At 41.0% G+C, this 17,529-nt stretch carries 15 protein-coding genes; 4 read left to right on the forward strand and 11 right to left on the reverse strand.

Features of this window, described 5'->3' with window-relative positions:
- Positions 1 to 43 precede the first annotated feature (43 nt).
- The 3 genes from icd to ACZ43M_RS21365 form a co-directional block, all read right to left on the reverse strand.
- The gene (gene icd, locus ACZ43M_RS21355) at positions 44 to 1,312 is read right to left on the reverse strand and encodes an NADP-dependent isocitrate dehydrogenase (RefSeq protein ID WP_464504524.1); all 1,269 of its coding nucleotides are present in this window, start codon (positions 1,310 to 1,312) and stop codon (positions 44 to 46) included.
- 120 nt (positions 1,313 to 1,432) lie between these two features.
- Complete coding sequence (gene citZ / locus ACZ43M_RS21360; protein ID WP_464504525.1) at positions 1,433 to 2,551, reverse strand: citrate synthase; 1,119 nt, start codon at positions 2,549 to 2,551, stop codon at positions 1,433 to 1,435.
- Between the two features lie 354 nt (positions 2,552 to 2,905).
- Complete coding sequence (locus ACZ43M_RS21365; RefSeq protein ID WP_464504526.1) at positions 2,906 to 3,367, reverse strand: DUF441 domain-containing protein; 462 nt, start codon at positions 3,365 to 3,367, stop codon at positions 2,906 to 2,908.
- Positions 3,368 to 3,552: 185 nt separating this feature from the next.
- Between ACZ43M_RS21365 and ytvI the strand changes: the two genes are divergently transcribed.
- The gene (gene ytvI, locus ACZ43M_RS21370) at positions 3,553 to 4,650 is read left to right on the forward strand and encodes a sporulation integral membrane protein YtvI (RefSeq protein ID WP_464504527.1); all 1,098 of its coding nucleotides are present in this window, start codon (positions 3,553 to 3,555) and stop codon (positions 4,648 to 4,650) included.
- A gap of 33 nt (positions 4,651 to 4,683) precedes the next feature.
- Here ytvI and pyk read toward each other — a convergent pair whose 3' ends face one another.
- The 7 genes from pyk to dnaE all read right to left on the reverse strand — a co-directional run bounded on the left by pyk (position 4,684) and on the right by dnaE (position 15,143).
- Positions 4,684 to 6,447 carry a pyruvate kinase gene (gene pyk / locus ACZ43M_RS21375; RefSeq protein ID WP_464504528.1) on the reverse strand — a complete coding sequence of 588 codons (1,764 nt, stop codon included), beginning with the start codon at positions 6,445 to 6,447 and terminating at the stop codon, positions 4,684 to 4,686.
- A 50-nt stretch (positions 6,448 to 6,497) separates the two neighbouring features.
- Positions 6,498 to 7,457 carry a 6-phosphofructokinase gene (pfkA, locus tag ACZ43M_RS21380; RefSeq protein WP_464504529.1) on the reverse strand — a complete coding sequence of 320 codons (960 nt, stop codon included), beginning with the start codon at positions 7,455 to 7,457 and terminating at the stop codon, positions 6,498 to 6,500.
- 296 nt (positions 7,458 to 7,753) lie between these two features.
- Positions 7,754 to 8,731, reverse strand: coding sequence for an acetyl-CoA carboxylase carboxyl transferase subunit alpha (gene accA / locus ACZ43M_RS21385; RefSeq protein ID WP_464504530.1), 978 nt, complete (start codon positions 8,729 to 8,731; stop codon positions 7,754 to 7,756).
- Positions 8,722 to 9,603, reverse strand: a complete 882-nt coding sequence (accD, locus tag ACZ43M_RS21390) for an acetyl-CoA carboxylase, carboxyltransferase subunit beta (RefSeq protein ID WP_464504531.1) — start codon at positions 9,601 to 9,603, stop codon at positions 8,722 to 8,724. The genes accA and accD overlap by 10 nt, the downstream gene beginning before the upstream one ends.
- A 211-nt stretch (positions 9,604 to 9,814) precedes the next feature.
- Entirely contained in the window at positions 9,815 to 10,381 is a 567-nt protein-coding gene (locus ACZ43M_RS21395; RefSeq protein WP_464508084.1) for a FadR/GntR family transcriptional regulator, read from the reverse strand.
- Between the two features lie 56 nt (positions 10,382 to 10,437).
- Positions 10,438 to 11,676, reverse strand: coding sequence for an NADP-dependent malic enzyme (gene ystJ, locus ACZ43M_RS21400; protein ID WP_464504532.1), 1,239 nt, complete (start codon positions 11,674 to 11,676; stop codon positions 10,438 to 10,440).
- Positions 11,677 to 11,780: 104 nt separating this feature from the next.
- The gene (gene dnaE, locus ACZ43M_RS21405; RefSeq protein WP_464504533.1) at positions 11,781 to 15,143 is read right to left on the reverse strand and encodes a DNA polymerase III subunit alpha; all 3,363 of its coding nucleotides are present in this window, start codon (positions 15,141 to 15,143) and stop codon (positions 11,781 to 11,783) included.
- Between the two features lie 153 nt (positions 15,144 to 15,296).
- Here dnaE and ytrH point away from each other — a divergent pair, with 153 nt between their 5' ends.
- Positions 15,297 to 15,638 carry a sporulation membrane protein YtrH gene (gene ytrH, locus ACZ43M_RS21410; protein WP_464508085.1) on the forward strand — a complete coding sequence of 114 codons (342 nt, stop codon included), beginning with the start codon at positions 15,297 to 15,299 and terminating at the stop codon, positions 15,636 to 15,638.
- Complete coding sequence (gene ytrI / locus ACZ43M_RS21415) at positions 15,635 to 16,138, forward strand: sporulation membrane protein YtrI (RefSeq protein WP_464504534.1); 504 nt, start codon at positions 15,635 to 15,637, stop codon at positions 16,136 to 16,138. Before ytrH ends, ytrI begins: the two co-directional genes overlap by 4 nt.
- A gap of 31 nt (positions 16,139 to 16,169) precedes the next feature.
- On the opposite strand, the gene ACZ43M_RS21420 is transcribed toward ytrI, so the two are convergent.
- A complete protein-coding gene (locus tag ACZ43M_RS21420; RefSeq protein WP_464504535.1) occupies positions 16,170 to 17,105 on the reverse strand; it encodes a DHH family phosphoesterase in 936 nt (311 codons plus the stop codon).
- A gap of 95 nt (positions 17,106 to 17,200) precedes the next feature.
- Between ACZ43M_RS21420 and ACZ43M_RS21425 the strand changes: the two genes are divergently transcribed.
- Positions 17,201 to 17,509, forward strand: coding sequence for a YtpI family protein (locus tag ACZ43M_RS21425; protein WP_464504536.1), 309 nt, complete (start codon positions 17,201 to 17,203; stop codon positions 17,507 to 17,509).
- Positions 17,510 to 17,529 lie beyond the last annotated feature (20 nt).

Raw genomic sequence — 17,529 nt, forward strand, 5'->3', positions numbered from 1 at the left:
CTGTCTTATAAGACAACCTCTTAATGAAAGATTTCAGAAAAAATTATTCCATGTTTTTGATTAGCTCATCACCGAACTCAGAAGTTTTCACTTCAGTAGCACCGTCCATTAAGCGAGCAAAGTCGTAAGTAACAACTTTGGAGGCAATGGTTTTTTCAACAGACTTAATGACCATGTCAGCTGCTTCATTCCAGCCAAGGTGTTCAAGCATTAATACACCAGATAAAATAACGGATGAAGGATTCACCTTATCAAGGCCTGCGTATTTTGGCGCAGTACCATGTGTTGCTTCAAAAATAGCATGGCCAGTCTCGTAGTTGATATTTGCTCCAGGTGCAATACCAATTCCGCCAACTTGTGCAGCAAGCGCATCTGAAATGTAGTCGCCATTTAAGTTCATAGTAGCAACAACATCAAATTCACGAGGACGAGTAAGGATTTGCTGTAAGAAAATATCTGCAATCGCATCTTTAACAATGATTTTGCCCGCTGCTTCAGCATCAGCCTGCGCTTTGTTCGCTGCTTCTGTGCCCTGTTCAGCTTTAATGCGGTCATATTGAGCCCAAGTGAATACTTTATCGCCGAATTCTTTTTCAGCAAGCTCATAACCCCAGTTTTTAAATGCACCTTCGGTATATTTCATGATATTTCCTTTGTGCACAAGTGTTAATGATTTACGGCCTTCTTTAATGGCATAGTTAAGGGCAGCACGCACTAGACGTGTAGTTCCTTCCTCAGAAACAGGCTTAACACCAATACCAGAAGTTTCTGGGAATCGAATTTTGTTGACACCTAATTCAGTTTGTAAAAAGTTGATTAGTTTCGTCGCTGCCTCTGAACCTTTTTCATATTCAATACCAGCATAAATATCTTCAGTATTTTCACGGAAGATAACCATGTCTGTATCCTGTGGACGCTTAACCGGGGAAGGAACACCTTCAAACCATCTTACAGGACGCAAGCAAACAAATAAATCTAACTCTTGACGTAAAGCGACGTTTAACGAACGAATTCCACCACCAACTGGTGTTGTTAAAGGGCCTTTAATGGCAATCAAATATTCATTGATTACATCAAGTGTTTCTTGTGGAAGCCATTCACCTGTTTGGTTAAATGCTTTCTCTCCAGCCAAGACTTCTTTCCACACTATTTTGCGCTCGCCTTTATAGGCTTTTTCAACCGCTGCATTTAATACTCTCTCAGAAGCAGCCCAAATATCTGGTCCGATACCGTCTCCCTCAATAAATGGGATAACTGGGTTGTTAGGAACGTTTAATACTCCGTTTGTTACAGTGATTTTTTCTCCTTGCATGTTACTACCCCTCCTAGTATGTAAAAAACATAAAGCTGAAGCAAAGGTTAGAGGATCTTTACCTCTAACCTTTAACATCCAATCTAATTGAATCAATTTTTCGGAAAAAAGTAAATAATATTATCCTCTTTGTTCAATTGGAACATATTTCTGCATGCCCGGACCGGTATATTCCGCACGTGGACGGATGAGGCGATTGTTTTCAAATTGCTCCAAGATGTGAGCAAGCCAGCCAGATACACGGCTTACAGCAAAAATCGGTGTCATTAGATCATGATCTACACCCAAGCTATGATAAACAGATGCAGAATAGAAATCGACGTTTGGCGGCAATTTCTTTTCTCCGGTAACAATGCTCTCAATTTTAACAGACATATCATACCAGTGAGGCTCACCTGTCAGCTCAGTTAACTTTTTGGACATTGCTTTCAAATGTTTCGCACGTGGATCTCCTTGACGATACACGCGGTGTCCAAAACCCATAATCTTTTCTTTGTTCTGAAGCTTACCGCGAACGTATGGGTCAACATTTTCAAGTGTACCAATTTCAGTCAGCATTTTCATTACCGCTTCGTTTGCTCCACCGTGAAGCGGTCCTTTTAAGGCGCCGATTGCTGCAGTTACACCAGAATATACATCAGATAATGTTGCCACACAAACACGTGCCGTGAAAGTAGAAGCATTTAATTCATGGTCAGCATGAAGGACAAGTGCCTTATCAATCGCTTCAACAGCAACTGCATCTGGTTCATTGCCAGTCAGCATATAAAGGAAATTTGCAGCAAAGCTTAAGTCCTGTCTAGGAGCTACTGGCTCAAGCCCTTTTCTGATTCGGGCAAAAGCTGCCACAATGGAAGGCATCTTTGCTTGAAGTCGGATTGCTTTACGATAGTTAGCTTCCGCATCCATTACATCTGCTTCAGTATCATATAGACCTAGTAGAGAAACCGCCGAACGCAGAGCTGCCATTGGGTGGACAGTCTGAATCGGAAACAGTTTGAAATGATCAATAACTTCCTGTGGAAGAACAGCATTTTCCGCAAGTTGCTGTTTTAATTCTGCTAATTGCTCAGCATTTGGCAGCTTAAGGTGCCATAATAAGTAAACTACTTCTTCAAAGCTAGCATTTTCAGCTAAATCATCAATGTTATAACCGACATATGTCAGCGTGTCATCAATGATTGAACTGATTGAGGATGTTGTTGCCACTACCCCTTCAAGACCGCGAGTTACTGTCATTATAAATCTCTCCTTTACTTTCTAAGATTCCCCATTACCCAACTTAAAAATAATTTTAACTGCAGACAACAGCCAGCAGTATAAGATTGAAAGAAATGGCATAGAAGTGTTTACTTTACGAAAGTACTACACTTCCAAAATATACAGTTATCTGAGCGCTTGCTCGGCAAAAGTAAATAATTCAGTTTGTATGCCCTTTCATTCATAAGAATAAATAATCTTACAGTAATTCAATATTTATATAGGGAGTATGTAAAAAAAGATATACTTACATGCCTATTATAAACAATAATCAGACTTTTGTGAACGAAATACAACTGAAAAATAACAAAAAAATATTATTTTACAAAAAATCTAGCTAAAAAAACCTATAACCTTCATCCCAGCATAAGCAATCCCCGCCCCAATTAATGGACCAACTGCAACACCTTTGAAAATAGATACGGACAAAATGGTCCCTAAAACCAAGGCTGTTGTAATTTGGGGGTCATTTGCCAACAGCTTAACTCCGCCTTTTGCCAATAGCGCCACCAGCATTCCGGAAATAAGGGCGACCCATGCATATGGGGACTTGAAAGCGCCGGTCAAGTCTTTAAAGCCTATTTCACCACTGGCAATCGGTGCCAACACAGCGATTGTTATGACAGTTACCCCCCAATTTATTCCCTTGGTTTGTATGTAAGAAAAAATCTTGGAATCCATTCCAAGCACTTTCAGAAAAAAAAGTACACCAATGGATATCATCAGCGAGCTATTTTTAGCGATAAACCCAATTACTAAAAGCAGGCCCAAGAATAAAACCGACTCACTTATCATCGATAAAACACACCTTCACAAAGTTATTTTATAATAACATCCTAAATTGATAGAAAACTTATAACACTCGATGAAACTACCGCCTTAAAATAATTATCCTTTGGACTTAATGGAAAAATATGCAGCTTCATTTATAAAATGGTAAACTTAAGCTATCGATATAAAACTGGGACGGAGGTTTACTATTGAATCCAAAATACATATACCGAACAATCAGGTTTTTATTGGTTATTGGCATTGTTGTTTTAGGGCTCCTATCCTTTTACTATCTATCCAAGGTTACCTATCCGTTTCTAATTGGACTTGTTATTGCGTTTATTATTAACCCAATAGTTAATTTTTTTGAGACGAAGGCAAAAATGCCTCGGGTACTTTCGGTGTTTATAGCACTTATCCTTATTTTTGCCATTTTTGCCGGGTTAATTACTTTGCTAGTTGTGGAGATTGTCTCAGGAGCAAATTATTTGGCAAAAGTAATCCCGCAGCATCTCAATACATTGATTACTTTTTTAGAGGATTACTTTACTTCTTTATACGACCAACTATACAGCATGTTCAGCAGACTGGAAGCAGGACAAAAGGACACGATCATTGGTAATATCCAAAATATCGGTACGAAAATTGGAAATACGGTCGGCAACTTTATTCAAGATATAGTTGGCAGTATCCCCAATATCATCTCCTGGTTCCCAAATGCGGCAACTGTCCTGATTTTTTCCTTGTTAGCTACCTTCTTTATCAGCAAGGACTGGTATCGTTTGCGGCTTCTTGGAGGTAAACTGGTGCCGGAAAGAGCAAGAACAAGCGGGAAAACAGTATTTGCCGATCTGAAAAAAGCTTTATTTGGTTTTATCAAAGCTCAGCTAACCCTGATTTCGATAACAACTGTGATTATCTTAATCGGCTTGTTAATTTTGAGGGTTGACTATGCAATAACCATTGCTCTGTTAACAGGAATTGTTGACATCATCCCTTATTTAGGTACTGGTGCGGTGTTTGTACCATGGATAATTTACGAGTTAATCAGCGGTGATGTGGGATTGGCCATCGGTCTTGGAGTCCTATACATCATTGTCCTGGTGCAAAGGCAGATTATGGAGCCAAAAATTCTATCTTCCAATATTGGCCTTGATCCATTGGCTACACTAATCGCATTATTTGTTGGCTTTAAATTAATCGGCTTCCTTGGACTAATTGCCGGACCGGTCGCCCTCGTCATTATCAGCACCTTATATCGCGCAAACGTTTTTTACGATATTTGGCAGTTTATTAAAGGAAAATAAAACGTCAGCCATTTGGAGGCTGACGTTTTTTAATTAAAGCACACTCGCATGTCCGTTATAGATAATCCCTCTGGTTGAGTCAACAGTTACCTCTTGACCGTCTTTAAATAACTGCAGCGCATCTTCTACCCCAACAATGACTGGAATCCCCAGGCTCAATCCGACTACTGCGGCATGGCTGGTCAAACCACCTTCCTCGGTAATCAGGGCTGCACATTTTTCTAATGCAGGCACCATCTCACGGTCGGAACCGATGGTAACAAGTATGGAGCCAGGTTTTACTTTTTCCGATGCCTCCTGGGCATTATGAGCAATTACAACCTTGCCAAACGCCGATTTCCGGCCAATTCCTTGAGCTTTGGCAAGAATGTCCCCAACGATATGAATTTTCATCAAATTCGTGGTCCCGGCTTCACCTACAGGAACACCGGCAGTGATCACAACTAAATCACCGTGCTTTACAATCCCGCTGTTTAAGCTTTCTTCAACCGCGCTATCAAGCATTTCGTCCGTTGTTTTTGCAACACACCCCAACTGCGGATAAACACCCCAAACAAGCGATAACCGGCGGACTATATGTTCGTTAGAAGTAACCGCGACAATGGACGCCTTTGGTCGATACTTTGAAATCATTCTTGCGGTATGTCCGCTTTCTGTTGGTGTAATAATCGATTTCACTTCCAAATTTAATGCGGTATGGGCAACAGACTGTCCAATCGCGTCGGTAATATTATGTTCTGTATTCTTGCTGCGGTTAGATAAAATTCCCTTATGATCAAGGGCCTGCTCGGCTCTAAGCGCAATGTTATGCATGGTTTGGACGGCTTCTATTGGATATTGACCAGCAGCCGTTTCGCCTGAAAGCATGATTGCATCTGTTCCATCAAAAATGGCATTGGCCACATCGCTTGCTTCTGCCCGGGTAGGGCGCGGATTTCTTTGCATTGAATCAAGCATTTGCGTTGCAGTGATAACCGGTTTTCCGAAGTAATTACATTTCTTGATCAGCATTTTCTGAACAAGCGGCACTTCTTCTGCAGGAATTTCTACACCAAGATCTCCACGTGCTACCATCAAACCATCCGATACCTCGAGGATTTCGTCGATGTTATCAACGCCCTCTTGGTTTTCTATCTTAGGAATGATATGAATATGAGAAGCGTTGTTTTCCTCTAACAATTGACGGATTTCTAGGACATCTTTCGCACGGCGGACAAAGGAAGCCGCGATAAAATCAATACCTTGCTCAATACCGAACAAAATATCTTTCTTATCCTTTTCAGTAATTCCTGGTAAATTTACTGACACACCAGGTACATTGACACCTTTTTTATTCTTTAATGTGCCGCTGTTTAAAATTTTCGTATGAATTTCATTTGCGGATTTATCTACAGTAGTAACTTCGAGACCAATTAAGCCGTCATCTAAAAGGATTCTCGAACCTATCTGAACATCATCAATTAAGCCAGGGTATGTAACGGAAAACTTCTCTGTTGTACCTTCAACCTCTGTCATTGATACAATGATATTTTCTCCCGCCTTAAGCTCAATAGCTCCGTTTACCATATTATTCGTACGAATTTCTGGTCCTTTTGTATCCAGCAGGATTGCCGCATTTTTTCCTGTTTTCGCCACAGCTTCGCGAATATTTCTAATTCGAGCCCCATGTTCTTCAAAATCCCCATGGGAAAAATTTAATCGAGCCACATTCATACCAGATGAAAGCAGCTGCGATAATTTCTCCACACTTTCACTTGCAGGACCAATTGTACAAACGATTTTTGTTTTTCGTAACATATTTTCCTCCCAATTCTATGCCGGAATCGGACATTCTTTTTTGGCTAATATTAAATAGATAATTCCTGTGAAAGTTTATAAAGATCCAAGTCCAGCTTATGTTTTCTGCTTAGTGCTTCGATGATGTCATAATCTACAAGGTGATTATTCTCCATCCCTACTGCCCGTCCACCTTTTCCTTCAATTAACAGCTCGACAGCACGTGCGCCAAGTCTGCTTGCTAAAACCCTGTCAGCAGCAGACGGAGACCCGCCGCGTTGCATATGCCCCAGTACAGAGACTCTCGTATCAAAGTTGGTTGCTTCTTTCAGTTGTCTGCCAAATTCAACACCGCTTGTAACTCCTTCTGCCACAATGATAATACTATGTTTTTTGCCGCGCTCCTGACCCTTGCGTAATCGGTCGGCAATATCATCTATATCATAGCTTTCTTCAGGAATCAGGATTGTTTCAGCACCGCCGGCAAGCCCTGCCCATAGCGCAATATCACCAGCATCTCTTCCCATTACTTCGATGATAAAAGTCCGCTCATGTGAAGTGGCCGTATCACGAATTTTATCAACGGCATCAATAACCGTATTTAATGCTGTATCAAAACCAATGGTTAAATCCGTACCTGGGATATCATTATCAATGGTTCCCGGTACGCCGACGCAAGGGAAGCCTTGCTCTGTTAATGCCTTTGCTCCCATATAAGAACCATCACCGCCAATAACGACGAGACCCTCAATACCATGTGCTTTTAATTGTTGTATTCCTTTTTGCTGTCCTTCTTTCGTCTTAAATTCTGGACAACGGGCAGACTGAAGCATTGTTCCGCCTCGGTGAATAATATCACCTACAGACCCTAGCTCAAGTCTTTTTATGTTTCCTGAAATTAATCCTGCATAGCCCCCATAAATTCCGTAAATTTCGACATTATGAAAAATTGCTTTCCGTACGACTGCACGAATCGCCGGATTCATTCCCGGCGCGTCCCCGCCACTAGTTAATACACCTATTTTTTTCATCGTTATCACCTCAATACTGGTATGTGAAAATTAAAATATAATGGGAAGGAAGAAGTGTATGTATCAATTTTTTTATTCTTCTTCTATTATTTACATAAAGCCCTTGAATATTAATAAAATAACATGAAGAAATCCGCATAACAACCGAATGATACCGGATAATCCAATAGACGAAATAGTTAGTAAACTGCAAGCGCTTTATATACAAATGGTAACGTTATCATTGTCTAAATCGTGAATAATCTGAAGTTTCCCTACCAAATGAAAAACGCGCTCTGACCGAGCACGTTTTTCATTTAATTTACACTTATCAAATCATTGATTAAACCGTATTCGCCAATTGTTCGAAAACGATTGTAACGATCAGCAATTAATTCTTCCTCAGACAACTGTAAAAGCTCTTTTAAGCTTTGCAGCAAAGTCTTTTCGATTTCCTCGGCTTGTTTTTTGGTATCCTTATGGGCGCCGCCCTTAATTTCAGGAATAATTTCATCAATAACCCCTAATTTCTTTAAATCGGGGGCAGTAATTTTCATCGTTTCTGCCGCTGTTTTTGCGTGTGCTGCATCCTTCCACAGAATGGCTGCCGCTCCTTCCGGTGAAATAACTGAGTACGTCGAATTCTCCAGCATATGAATTCGGTTGCCTACTCCAAGAGCAAGCGCGCCGCCGCTGCCTCCTTCACCAATCACAACGCATATTACAGGTACTTTTAAACCTGCCATCTCAAAAAGATTGCGGGCAATTGCCTCACTTTGACCGCGTTCTTCCGCTGCTTTTCCAGGGTAGGCCCCTTTTGTATCGATAAAACAAATAATCGGACGGCGAAATTTATCAGCCTGTTTCATTAACCGAAGTGCTTTCCGATATCCTTCTGGGTGTGGCATCCCGAAATTTCTGCGGATATTCTCTTTCGTGTCCTTACCACGTTGGTGGCCAATTACTGTTACCGGCAGGCCTTTAAATTTGGCAATCCCGCCGACAATCGCTTCATCGTCCGCGAAAGTCCGGTCACCATGACATTCAAAAAAGTTATCAAACAAATAGGAAATATAATCGAGAGTTGTTGGCCTGTTTGGGTGTCTTGCAATCTGGACCCGATCCCAAGGCTTGATATTTTCATAGATATCCTGTTCAAGCTTTGCCAAGCGGCCCTCTAACTTTTGGATCTCAGAACTTAAATCCACGTCAGCATTCTGGGTAAACTCTTTTAGTTCCGAAATTTTTTGTCTTAATTCTGTTATTGGGCGTTCAAATTCCAATTCTACTGCCATACGAAATCACCTCCCGGCTGATGTATATCAAGAATGTCGGTAATCTTTTCGACCATGTCAAGGCGTGAAATAATTGCATCAAGCTGACCGTGCTTTAAGAGAAACTCCGCTGTTTGAAAATCCTCCGGTAATTGTTCACGAATGGATTGTTCAATGACCCTCCGCCCAGCAAAGCCAATTAATGCACCTGGCTCGGCAAAGTTGAAGTCCCCTAATGAGGCAAAGCTCGCTGAAACACCCCCGGTTGTCGGATGAGTCATAATAGAGATAATTAATCCGCCATTATCGCTAAATTTCTTTAATGCGACACTTGTTTTAGCCATTTGCATCAAACTTAGGGCGCCCTCCTGCATTCTGGCACCACCAGATGCGGTGAAAATGATAAATGGAACGGAGAGCTCATTCGCTTTTTCAATAGCAAGGGTGATTTTTTCCCCGACAACTGATCCCATACTTCCCATACGGAATGAGGAATCCATAATTGCTACCACAACTTTGTGTCCGCCAACCGTCCCAATACCAGTTACCACTGCCTCATTGAGCTTACTTTTTTTCCGGTCGGCTTCAAGCTTTTCCAAGTAGTCCGGGAATTGTAACGGATTCTTCGAAATCATGTTTTCATTCAGTTCTTGAAAGCTTCCTTCATCAATAAAGCTGACGATTCGTTCTTTTGAATTCATCGGAAAATGGTACCCGCAATGTAAACAAACCTTTTCATTCTTCGAAAGCTCTTTTGTATACATGATTTTTTTACATGATGGACATTTTGTCATAATCCCTTCGGGAACATCACTTTTCGCCGCTTCGGTAGGAATGGTTGCATACTTTTTCTTCTTTACTTGATTTTTGGTGAATAGATCTTTAAGCGCCAAAATATAACCTCCCTGTATCAGACTGCCAGATGGAAGTTTTCCATATGTTTTTTACTCTACTCAGCAGTCTTTCTATCTAACTGTAATCCCATACCTTTCATAAAACCAAAAAGTGGCCAGACCACCATGGGATTAAAAATGCCCTGATTTAAGGGCTTGTACAAATTCCAATATATATGAACAATAGTTCAAAATCTGTTAGTATTTGTCGTTAATCAACAGACAAATTTCGAAGTTTGTAATAAGCTGAAAACATTTTTTGTTCATTTCTTTCCGCAAGTGCTTCAAATAAAACAAAATAGTCATTTTGAGCATATTGGACCGGGGTTGTGATTAATGCATTATAATAATCTTTTAAAATTCCCCATATTCGTGAAAACAAGTGGTTATCAGCACATTCTACAATTCGGTAAAAAAAATCATCATCGTGAAAACTGCCTGCTTCGGAAAGCCATTTTCTCATATTTTCGATCTGGTTCATGTCCAGTTTTTTTATCGCCAAACGCAGACAATCCATCTCAATCAAATATTTTGTTTCGAATACATCTTTCTTTGCCTTTTCATCCTGCAGGATAAAGGTACTTAGCAACTGAACGAGCTGGTGGCCGTGAAAGTCACGAATAAAGGTTCCTTCCCCTCGCCGGGTTTCAATCAACCCTAACAGTTCCAACGCCCTTAAAGCTTCTCGAACGGAAGAGCGCCCGACATTCAGGCGCTCAGATAATTCACGTTCTGATGGAATTTTATCTCCATGCATTAATCCATCCGCTGTAATCATTTCTCTTAATTGTTTAACAATTTCCAAGTAAACTTTTGTATTTGTCACTACCTAAATCACTCACTTTTTCCGATTAGAGCGAGTCGCTTGGTTTTTTCCTTTATTTCCTCAGGGTCCACCTTAATTCGGGCAACGCCCGTTTCCATCGCTGCCTTTGCCACCGCCGCTGCTACATTTGGAGCTACTCTTGGATCGAAAGGCCCCGGAATAACATAATCTGCATTCAATTCGTCATCAGTTATTAATTCTGCAATGGCTTCCACGGCAGCAATCTTCATTTTTTCATTAATATGAGTGGCACGTACATCGAGAGCACCACGGAATATACCTGGGAATGCCAAGACATTGTTTACCTGATTAGGAAAATCTGAACGTCCTGTACCAACGACTTTTGCTCCTGCCGCTTTTGCCTCATCGGGCATAATCTCAGGATTCGGGTTTGCCATTGCAAAAATAATCGGATCTGGGTTCATTGATTGTACCATTTCTTTTGTCAATGCACCGGCTACAGAAACACCAATAAATACATCGGCACCCTTCATGACATCGGCAAGGCTGCCAGCCATACTATCCCGATTTGTATATTTCGCTACTTCTGCCTTAACGTCATTCATGCCGACCGGACGGCCTTCATAAATGGCCCCCTTCGTATCACACATGATGATATCGCGAACGCCATAACTGTATAATAATTTTATTATTGCAATCCCTGCAGCTCCTGCACCGTTTGCAACCACTTTAATTTCCGTCATTTTCTTCCCGGTTATTTTCAGCGCATTGACAAGGCCTGCGGCGGTGACAATCGCTGTTCCATGCTGATCATCATGGAAAATCGGTATGTTTGTCTCTTTTTTCAGTCTTTCCTCAATCACAAAACAATTTGGTGCAGCAATGTCCTCAAGATTTACCCCGCCAAATGTCGGCTCAAGCAGCTTAACAGTTTCAATAATTTTATCCACATCGGTCGTGTTTAAACAGATTGGAAATGCGTCTACACCAGCAAAGCTCTTAAATAAAACAGCCTTCCCCTCCATAACCGGGAGTGCTGCTTCGGGTCCAATATTACCAAGACCAAGAACAGCTGTACCATCAGAAACAACAGCCACCATATTGCCTTTCATTGTATACTCATAGACTGATTCAGGTTTTTCGTAAATATCCTTGCACGGCTCGGCAACACCAGGAGAATAGGCCAAGCTTAAATCATGTGCGTTTCTGACTGGCACCTTTGATTTAGACTCCAACTTTCCTTTGTTAATACGATGCATATGCAATGCTTCTTCTCGTAAAGTCAAGATTGGTCACCCCTTGAATGAATAAATATCCCATTAAAAAACTTGGTGGTCAGACCACACATGTCTCTTTAACAATATAACATATCTTCGGAAGTTGTAAAGAATTATTCTTTTAAGACAACATTATGAAAACCGAGGATATCCCTTAAAGATTGGAGTAGAATTGGGGTTGGACTGACCTTGTTTCCTTCTCCCAGTCTCACGGTTTTTCTGGTTGCTCCATAATGGAGGATAACGCCTGCATCCCCCTTATGTTCTCTTATCAATCGATTGATCTTTTGCAGTGATTGCTCATCCTGTTTATCTTGGTCAATTTTTAAATATAAAACCGGCTGCTTTTTTGATTTGCTTGCTATCCACTGTTGTATTTCAAAAACCTGCTGAATAATGTACTGTCGTTTATCATCACGTTCTTCCACTTTCCCTTCGAGCAGTGCGAAACTCCCTTGTCCCAGTAATGGAGAAAACCTTCTGTAAACATCCGGAAAGGCAATCGCTTCTAATTCACCGCTAGAATCGCTGATTGTTAAAAAAGCCATTGCTTCACCTTTTTTTGTTCGAATTGTTTTTATCCCTGCCACGTAAATCCCTGTTGCAACTCGTTTTCCATCTTTCTTTAATTGATAAATTGGCTGTGCTCCACATCGGGCAAGCTCCTTTTCATAAATGGAAATAGGGTGATCGGAGAGGTAGAAACCAAGAGCTTCCTTCTCGAAAGTCAGTTTCATCTCCTGGCTCAGCGGGTCAACGATTACATACTTTGGTTTTGGGATTAACTCATCGTCAAATAAATCGATTTGACTGGAATCATCGGGTTTAAATATTTGCGCGTGCTCGATCGCGACATCCAGGCTTGCCAGAAGAACAGCCCGATCCTTGCCGAATTCATCAAAGCATCCAGAATGGACAAGATATTCCAGGGTTTTTCGGTTAATGGCCTTGGTTGAAACACGAATGCAAACATCGAAAAGATCAGCAAACTTTTTTTGTTTACGGGCTTGAAAAATTTCCTTCAATGCAGCTGCACCAACACCTCTGATTGCAGCCAGGCTGTACCGGATTTTTCCTCCTTCTACTTGAAAGGAAAAGGAACTGTGATTAATCGATGGAGGTAAAATGGAAATGTCTATTTGCTTCGCTTCCAAAATATATTGGGCAATTTTTGTATCGTTGCCTATTGCCGATGTCAAGAGCCCTGCCATAAAATGCAAAGTGTAATTTGCCTTTAAATAGGCCAGCTGATAAGCAATCATACTGTATGCCACCGCATGACTGCGGTTAAATCCATAATTGGCAAAGCGGACAATCAAATCATAGATGTCATTAGCTAAGGATTGATCGTAACCTTTCTTTAGTGCTCCTTGGACGAAATGGATTCGCTCCTTATCTAAGACTTCCTTTTGCTTTTTCGAAACCGCTCTTCGAAGCAGATCGGCTTCGCCGAGTGTAAAACCAGCCATTTTTGACGCAATCTGGATAATTTGTTCCTGATATACGATGACGCCATACGTATTTTCGAGAATATGCTGTAAATCATGGTGAGGATAATGAACCGCCTCACGGCCATGTTTCCTTTCAATGAATAGCGAAATATTCTCCATTGGTCCTGGCCGGTACAAAGCATTTACAGCAACAATATCCTCAAACCGTGAAGGCTTTAATCGGTTCAATACCTTCCGCATTCCCTCCGATTCCAATTGAAATATCCCAGTTGTCTCTCCTCTAGCCAACAGTTCAAAAGTGGCACTGTCATCAAGAGGAATATTACGAAGATCAATCCTGGTACCCTTATGGCGATGAATCGAAGATAAGATAGTTTCAATTAATGTCAGGTTCCTTAACCCCAGAAAATCCATTTTCAATAGCCCTAGTTCTTCGAGATGTTCCATGGAATACTGTGTTAAATAAATGTCGTTTGAACCTTTCTGAATGGGTATTAAGTCAACTAAGGGCTTCTCACTGATGACCACACCTGCGGCATGGGTTGAAGTGTGCCTTGGTAGACCTTCTAGCTTCAAAGCTGTTTCAAAGAGCTTTTTATTTATTGGTAATTCATTAATATACTTGCGCAGTCCTTCAGAATCATTATAGGCATTCTTTAGTGTTAATCCTGGCCGAGATGGTAAAAGCCTGGACAACTGCTCTAATTCTTTTGTATTTAAACCGAACACCCGACCGACATCCCTAAGGGCAGCCTTCGCAGCCAGCGTCCCAAATGTGGTAATTTGAGCAACATGAAGCTCGCCATATTTACGGGCTACATATTCAATCACCTCATCTCGCCGATGGTCAGGAAAATCAATATCAATATCAGGCATGGAGATCCGCTCGGGATTTAAAAAACGTTCAAACAGCAAGTTGTGTTCCAAAGGGTCGACATCGGTTATAAATAAGACATAGGCAACAAGGGACCCCGCCGCCGAGCCCCGGCCTGGTCCGGTCAGAATTCCGTGCTCGCGGGCATATCTCATAAAATCCCAAACAATTAAAAAATAATTGCTAAACTTCATGCGGTTAATAACTGACAGTTCGTATGCCAAGCGTTCGGTATACTTTTTATCAGGATGTTGAAAACGCTCAGCCAATCCCTTATTACAGAGCATTTCAAGATAATCATCCGCCGGAATGCCGTTTTCAGTCGGATAGGCCGGTAAATATGTTTTGTTCAGATCAATATTAATATTGCATCTTTCCGCTATAAGAAGCGTATTTTCCAGTGCATCCGGAACATCAACACAGCAATCCGCCATTTCAGGTGCACTTTTTAAATAGAACTGATCGCTCCCCAGTTGTTCGCGATGGTCATCTTGCAATTTATCCCCATTCTTTATGGCCAGCAGGCATTCATGGGCAAATGTATCCTCTTTCTCCAGATAATAAACAGTGTTTGTTGCTGCAAGAGGTACATGTAATTCCCTCGATATGTGAATGAATTGATCTTTTATGACACTTTCTTGGTCAAGTTGATGGTTTTGCAGGGCCAGGAAGAAGTTTTTTCGGCCAAATAGGTTGGAATAAGCATGGATTAATTCTTTTGCTTCTGATAATTGTCCGTTTATGATGGACTGCTCAATTTCCCCCTGTATTCCCGGGGTAATGGCAATAAGCCCCGCAGCATAATGCTTAAGCCATTTAAATGGCAGCCCATGATCTACTTTCGTTTGCACCGCACTGGAGATTTTTAATAGATTTTTAAAACCCGTGTCATTTTCCGCGAGGAGAACAAGCGGAAATGCTTCATTTTCCTTTCTTTCGCTAGCGATATCTACAGTAAGACCAATGATTGGTTTCATATTTTGCTTTTTACATAGCTTGTAAAACTCAATTGTCCCGTACATTACATTTCTATCGGTTAATGCCAAGGCACTGAAGCCCTTATCACGGGCATTTTGCACCAAATCCGAAACTGATGCCGTGCTTGTCAATAAACTATACGCGCTATATACATGCAGGTGAATAAAAGACATATTTGTCACACCCTTATACTTTTATCTCAACTTATATTATAGAGCTTTAAGTGAAAAAAAGAAAATATGTTCTCATTTAAACTAATTCATATTTAGAAAAGTTTGTCCATATAAATGATAGAAAGAATATTTGGATATACGAAGGCGGTTGGTATCATGAAAGAACTCGGCTTTTTCCCAGCGTTTATTGAAAGCTATTTTATTGCTTTGGGCGTTGTCCTTGGGGGGGCGCTAATTGGGGGAATTGCCTCCTTTTTAACCGGTCAGCCTCCACTTACTACCGTTTACCGCTTATCATCGGCACTTAGGATTTGGGCGATTGTCGCTGCCATTGGGGGAACATTTGACGCGGTTTATACATTTGAACGCGGTTTATTAAATGCAGAAACAAAGGACCTGTTTAAGCAGTTTTTATTAATTTTGTCCGCCTTGGGCGGTGCTCAAACCGGAGCATTAATTATTAATTGGCTGACTCAGGAGCACATTTCATCATGAGAATCCCGCCTTATTACCGCAGACCCTCCTGGCAGCGTTTTTTTTCGGGGATGGCCATTGGCGGTGCCATTAGTTGGTGTATTTTTTTATATATCTTTGGTGTCTGGCAAGAGGAAAATTCCAAACTTATAAAAAAGCAGCGGGAGGATATCAGCGAACTGAAGGACGAAATTAAAATTTGGCAGGACGATTATGCAGAGTTGAATCAAAAGAACCTTGAAAAAATCACCGTTCAAAAAATCAATATTAAAATAACCAATCCAGATAAGTATCGTTTGGACGATTTCAGTGTATTTCAGGCGGAGGAAGCGGTAAGAGATGACATTAAAACAGTGCTGGCAAAGGATTTGGAGACGGTCGCCAAAAGTAAGGATATGATCCGAAAAATTATTGAAAACAAGCCAATTACCTTAAATGAGAAGCGATATAAGTTTAAAGTAAAAGAAATGGTTATTTACACCACCTTGACGATTCAGCTTGAACTCCAGTTCGATGACTAATAGAAAACGGCCATTTCGGCCGTTTCTTTCGTTATTTTCGACATACTGCATCTAGTTCTTTTAATACCTCATCCACTTCATCCCAAGAGAAAATTGAAGCGCCTGAAGCAAGCGGATGCCCGCCACCGTTAAACTTTCGGGCAACACCATTGATGACTGGTCCCTTTGAGCGCAGCCGGACTCTGATTTGATTCCCCTCTTCTATGAAGAAGGCCCATGCCTTAATCCCTTTTACTTCGCCCAATGTTCCAACCAACAGTGAGGCCTCAGCAGGTCTTGCCTGAAATTTTTCAAGCAGCTCCTTAGTCAGTACAACTGAACCGACACCATTTTCCTGCAGCTCAAAGTTTTGCAAAATATAACCATTTAATTTGATTATATTTGCCTCCAATTCATACATACGGTCAAATAGTTCCGGTCTGGAAAAATTGTAATGTATTAATTCACCTGCATAGGAGAAGGTTTTTTCAGTTGTACTTGGGTAAAGGAATCTACCGGTATCGCCGACAATGCCCGCAAATAGAAGCCTTGCGCCCTCATCGTTCATTTTCAAGCCTTGGTCTTTCCCAAATAAATAAAAATCATAAATCATTTCACTGCAGGAGCTTGCTGTAGTATCGACCCATAATAAATCTCCATAAGGATCTTCGTTTGGATGATGATCGATTTTTATCAGTCTATCCCCTAGAGTATACCGCCTATCACAAATTCTCTCCTCGTTTGCTGTATCACAAACAATGACCAGTGCTCCTTGATAGGTTTCATCATCGATTGTATCGAGTCTGCGCATGTAATGGAGCGTTGGCTCCTCTTGGCCGACCGCGTAAATATTTTTTTCCGGAAAGGACTCCTTAAGGATAGCCGCTAATCCCCCCTGGGAACCGTAAGCATCAGGATCCGGGCGGACATGGCGATGCAGAATAATCGTGTCATATTGTTTAATCGTATCTAAAATTTCCTGTTTCATAAACGCTCCTTTATCGTAAATCCTTTTGTAATGGTGGCTTTTTTGGTTCATTACAGGTAAAATAATAGTTGATTTTTTAAACTGGAGGAACCAATATGTTTGTGCTTGTTGTTTTTATCGTTATTCTATTTGCCTTTTATTTATTTTATAAAACAAAATACTTCAGAAGCAATCGGCCAGTCGAAAAAAAATGGTTGTCTGCCAAATCAAATATTGCCCTCGGGTTATTTGTTATGGTTTTTGGGATCAATTCTTTGTTCGTGAACCCTTCCACCATCACTTACATCGTTGGGGCCATCTTTACTTTTTATGGGATTTTATTCACTTGGACCGGTATAAAAAAATATAAACATTATCTCCCATTTGCTATCGAGGAAGCAGAAATGTTGGAGAATCAGAAATAATTGGAGCCGCTCCTGTTAAG

Source organism: Neobacillus sp. B24, assembly GCF_055381825.1.

What these genes read in the sequence shown, in the direction of transcription:
- ACZ43M_RS21420 (WP_464504535.1), bottom strand. Translation starts at nt 17,105, where the DNA reads ATGAAACAGGAAATTTTAGATACGATTAAACAATATGACACGATTATT.
- pfkA (WP_464504529.1), bottom strand. Translation starts at nt 7,457, where the DNA reads ATGAAAAAAATAGGTGTATTAACTAGTGGCGGGGACGCGCCGGGAATG.
- accA (WP_464504530.1), bottom strand. Translation starts at nt 8,731, where the DNA reads ATGGCAGTAGAATTGGAATTTGAACGCCCAATAACAGAATTAAGACAA.
- ACZ43M_RS21365 (WP_464504526.1), bottom strand. Translation starts at nt 3,367, where the DNA reads ATGATAAGTGAGTCGGTTTTATTCTTGGGCCTGCTTTTAGTAATTGGG.
- icd (WP_464504524.1), bottom strand. Translation starts at nt 1,312, where the DNA reads ATGCAAGGAGAAAAAATCACTGTAACAAACGGAGTATTAAACGTTCCT.
- ytrI (WP_464504534.1), top strand. Translation starts at nt 15,635, where the DNA reads ATGAGAATCCCGCCTTATTACCGCAGACCCTCCTGGCAGCGTTTTTTT.
- pyk (WP_464504528.1), bottom strand. Translation starts at nt 6,447, where the DNA reads ATGTTACGAAAAACAAAAATCGTTTGTACAATTGGTCCTGCAAGTGAA.
- dnaE (WP_464504533.1), bottom strand. Translation starts at nt 15,143, where the DNA reads ATGTCTTTTATTCACCTGCATGTATATAGCGCGTATAGTTTATTGACA.
- ACZ43M_RS21425 (WP_464504536.1), top strand. Translation starts at nt 17,201, where the DNA reads ATGTTTGTGCTTGTTGTTTTTATCGTTATTCTATTTGCCTTTTATTTA.
- ACZ43M_RS21395 (WP_464508084.1), bottom strand. Translation starts at nt 10,381, where the DNA reads ATGATTACAGCGGATGGATTAATGCATGGAGATAAAATTCCATCAGAA.
- citZ (WP_464504525.1), bottom strand. Translation starts at nt 2,551, where the DNA reads ATGACAGTAACTCGCGGTCTTGAAGGGGTAGTGGCAACAACATCCTCA.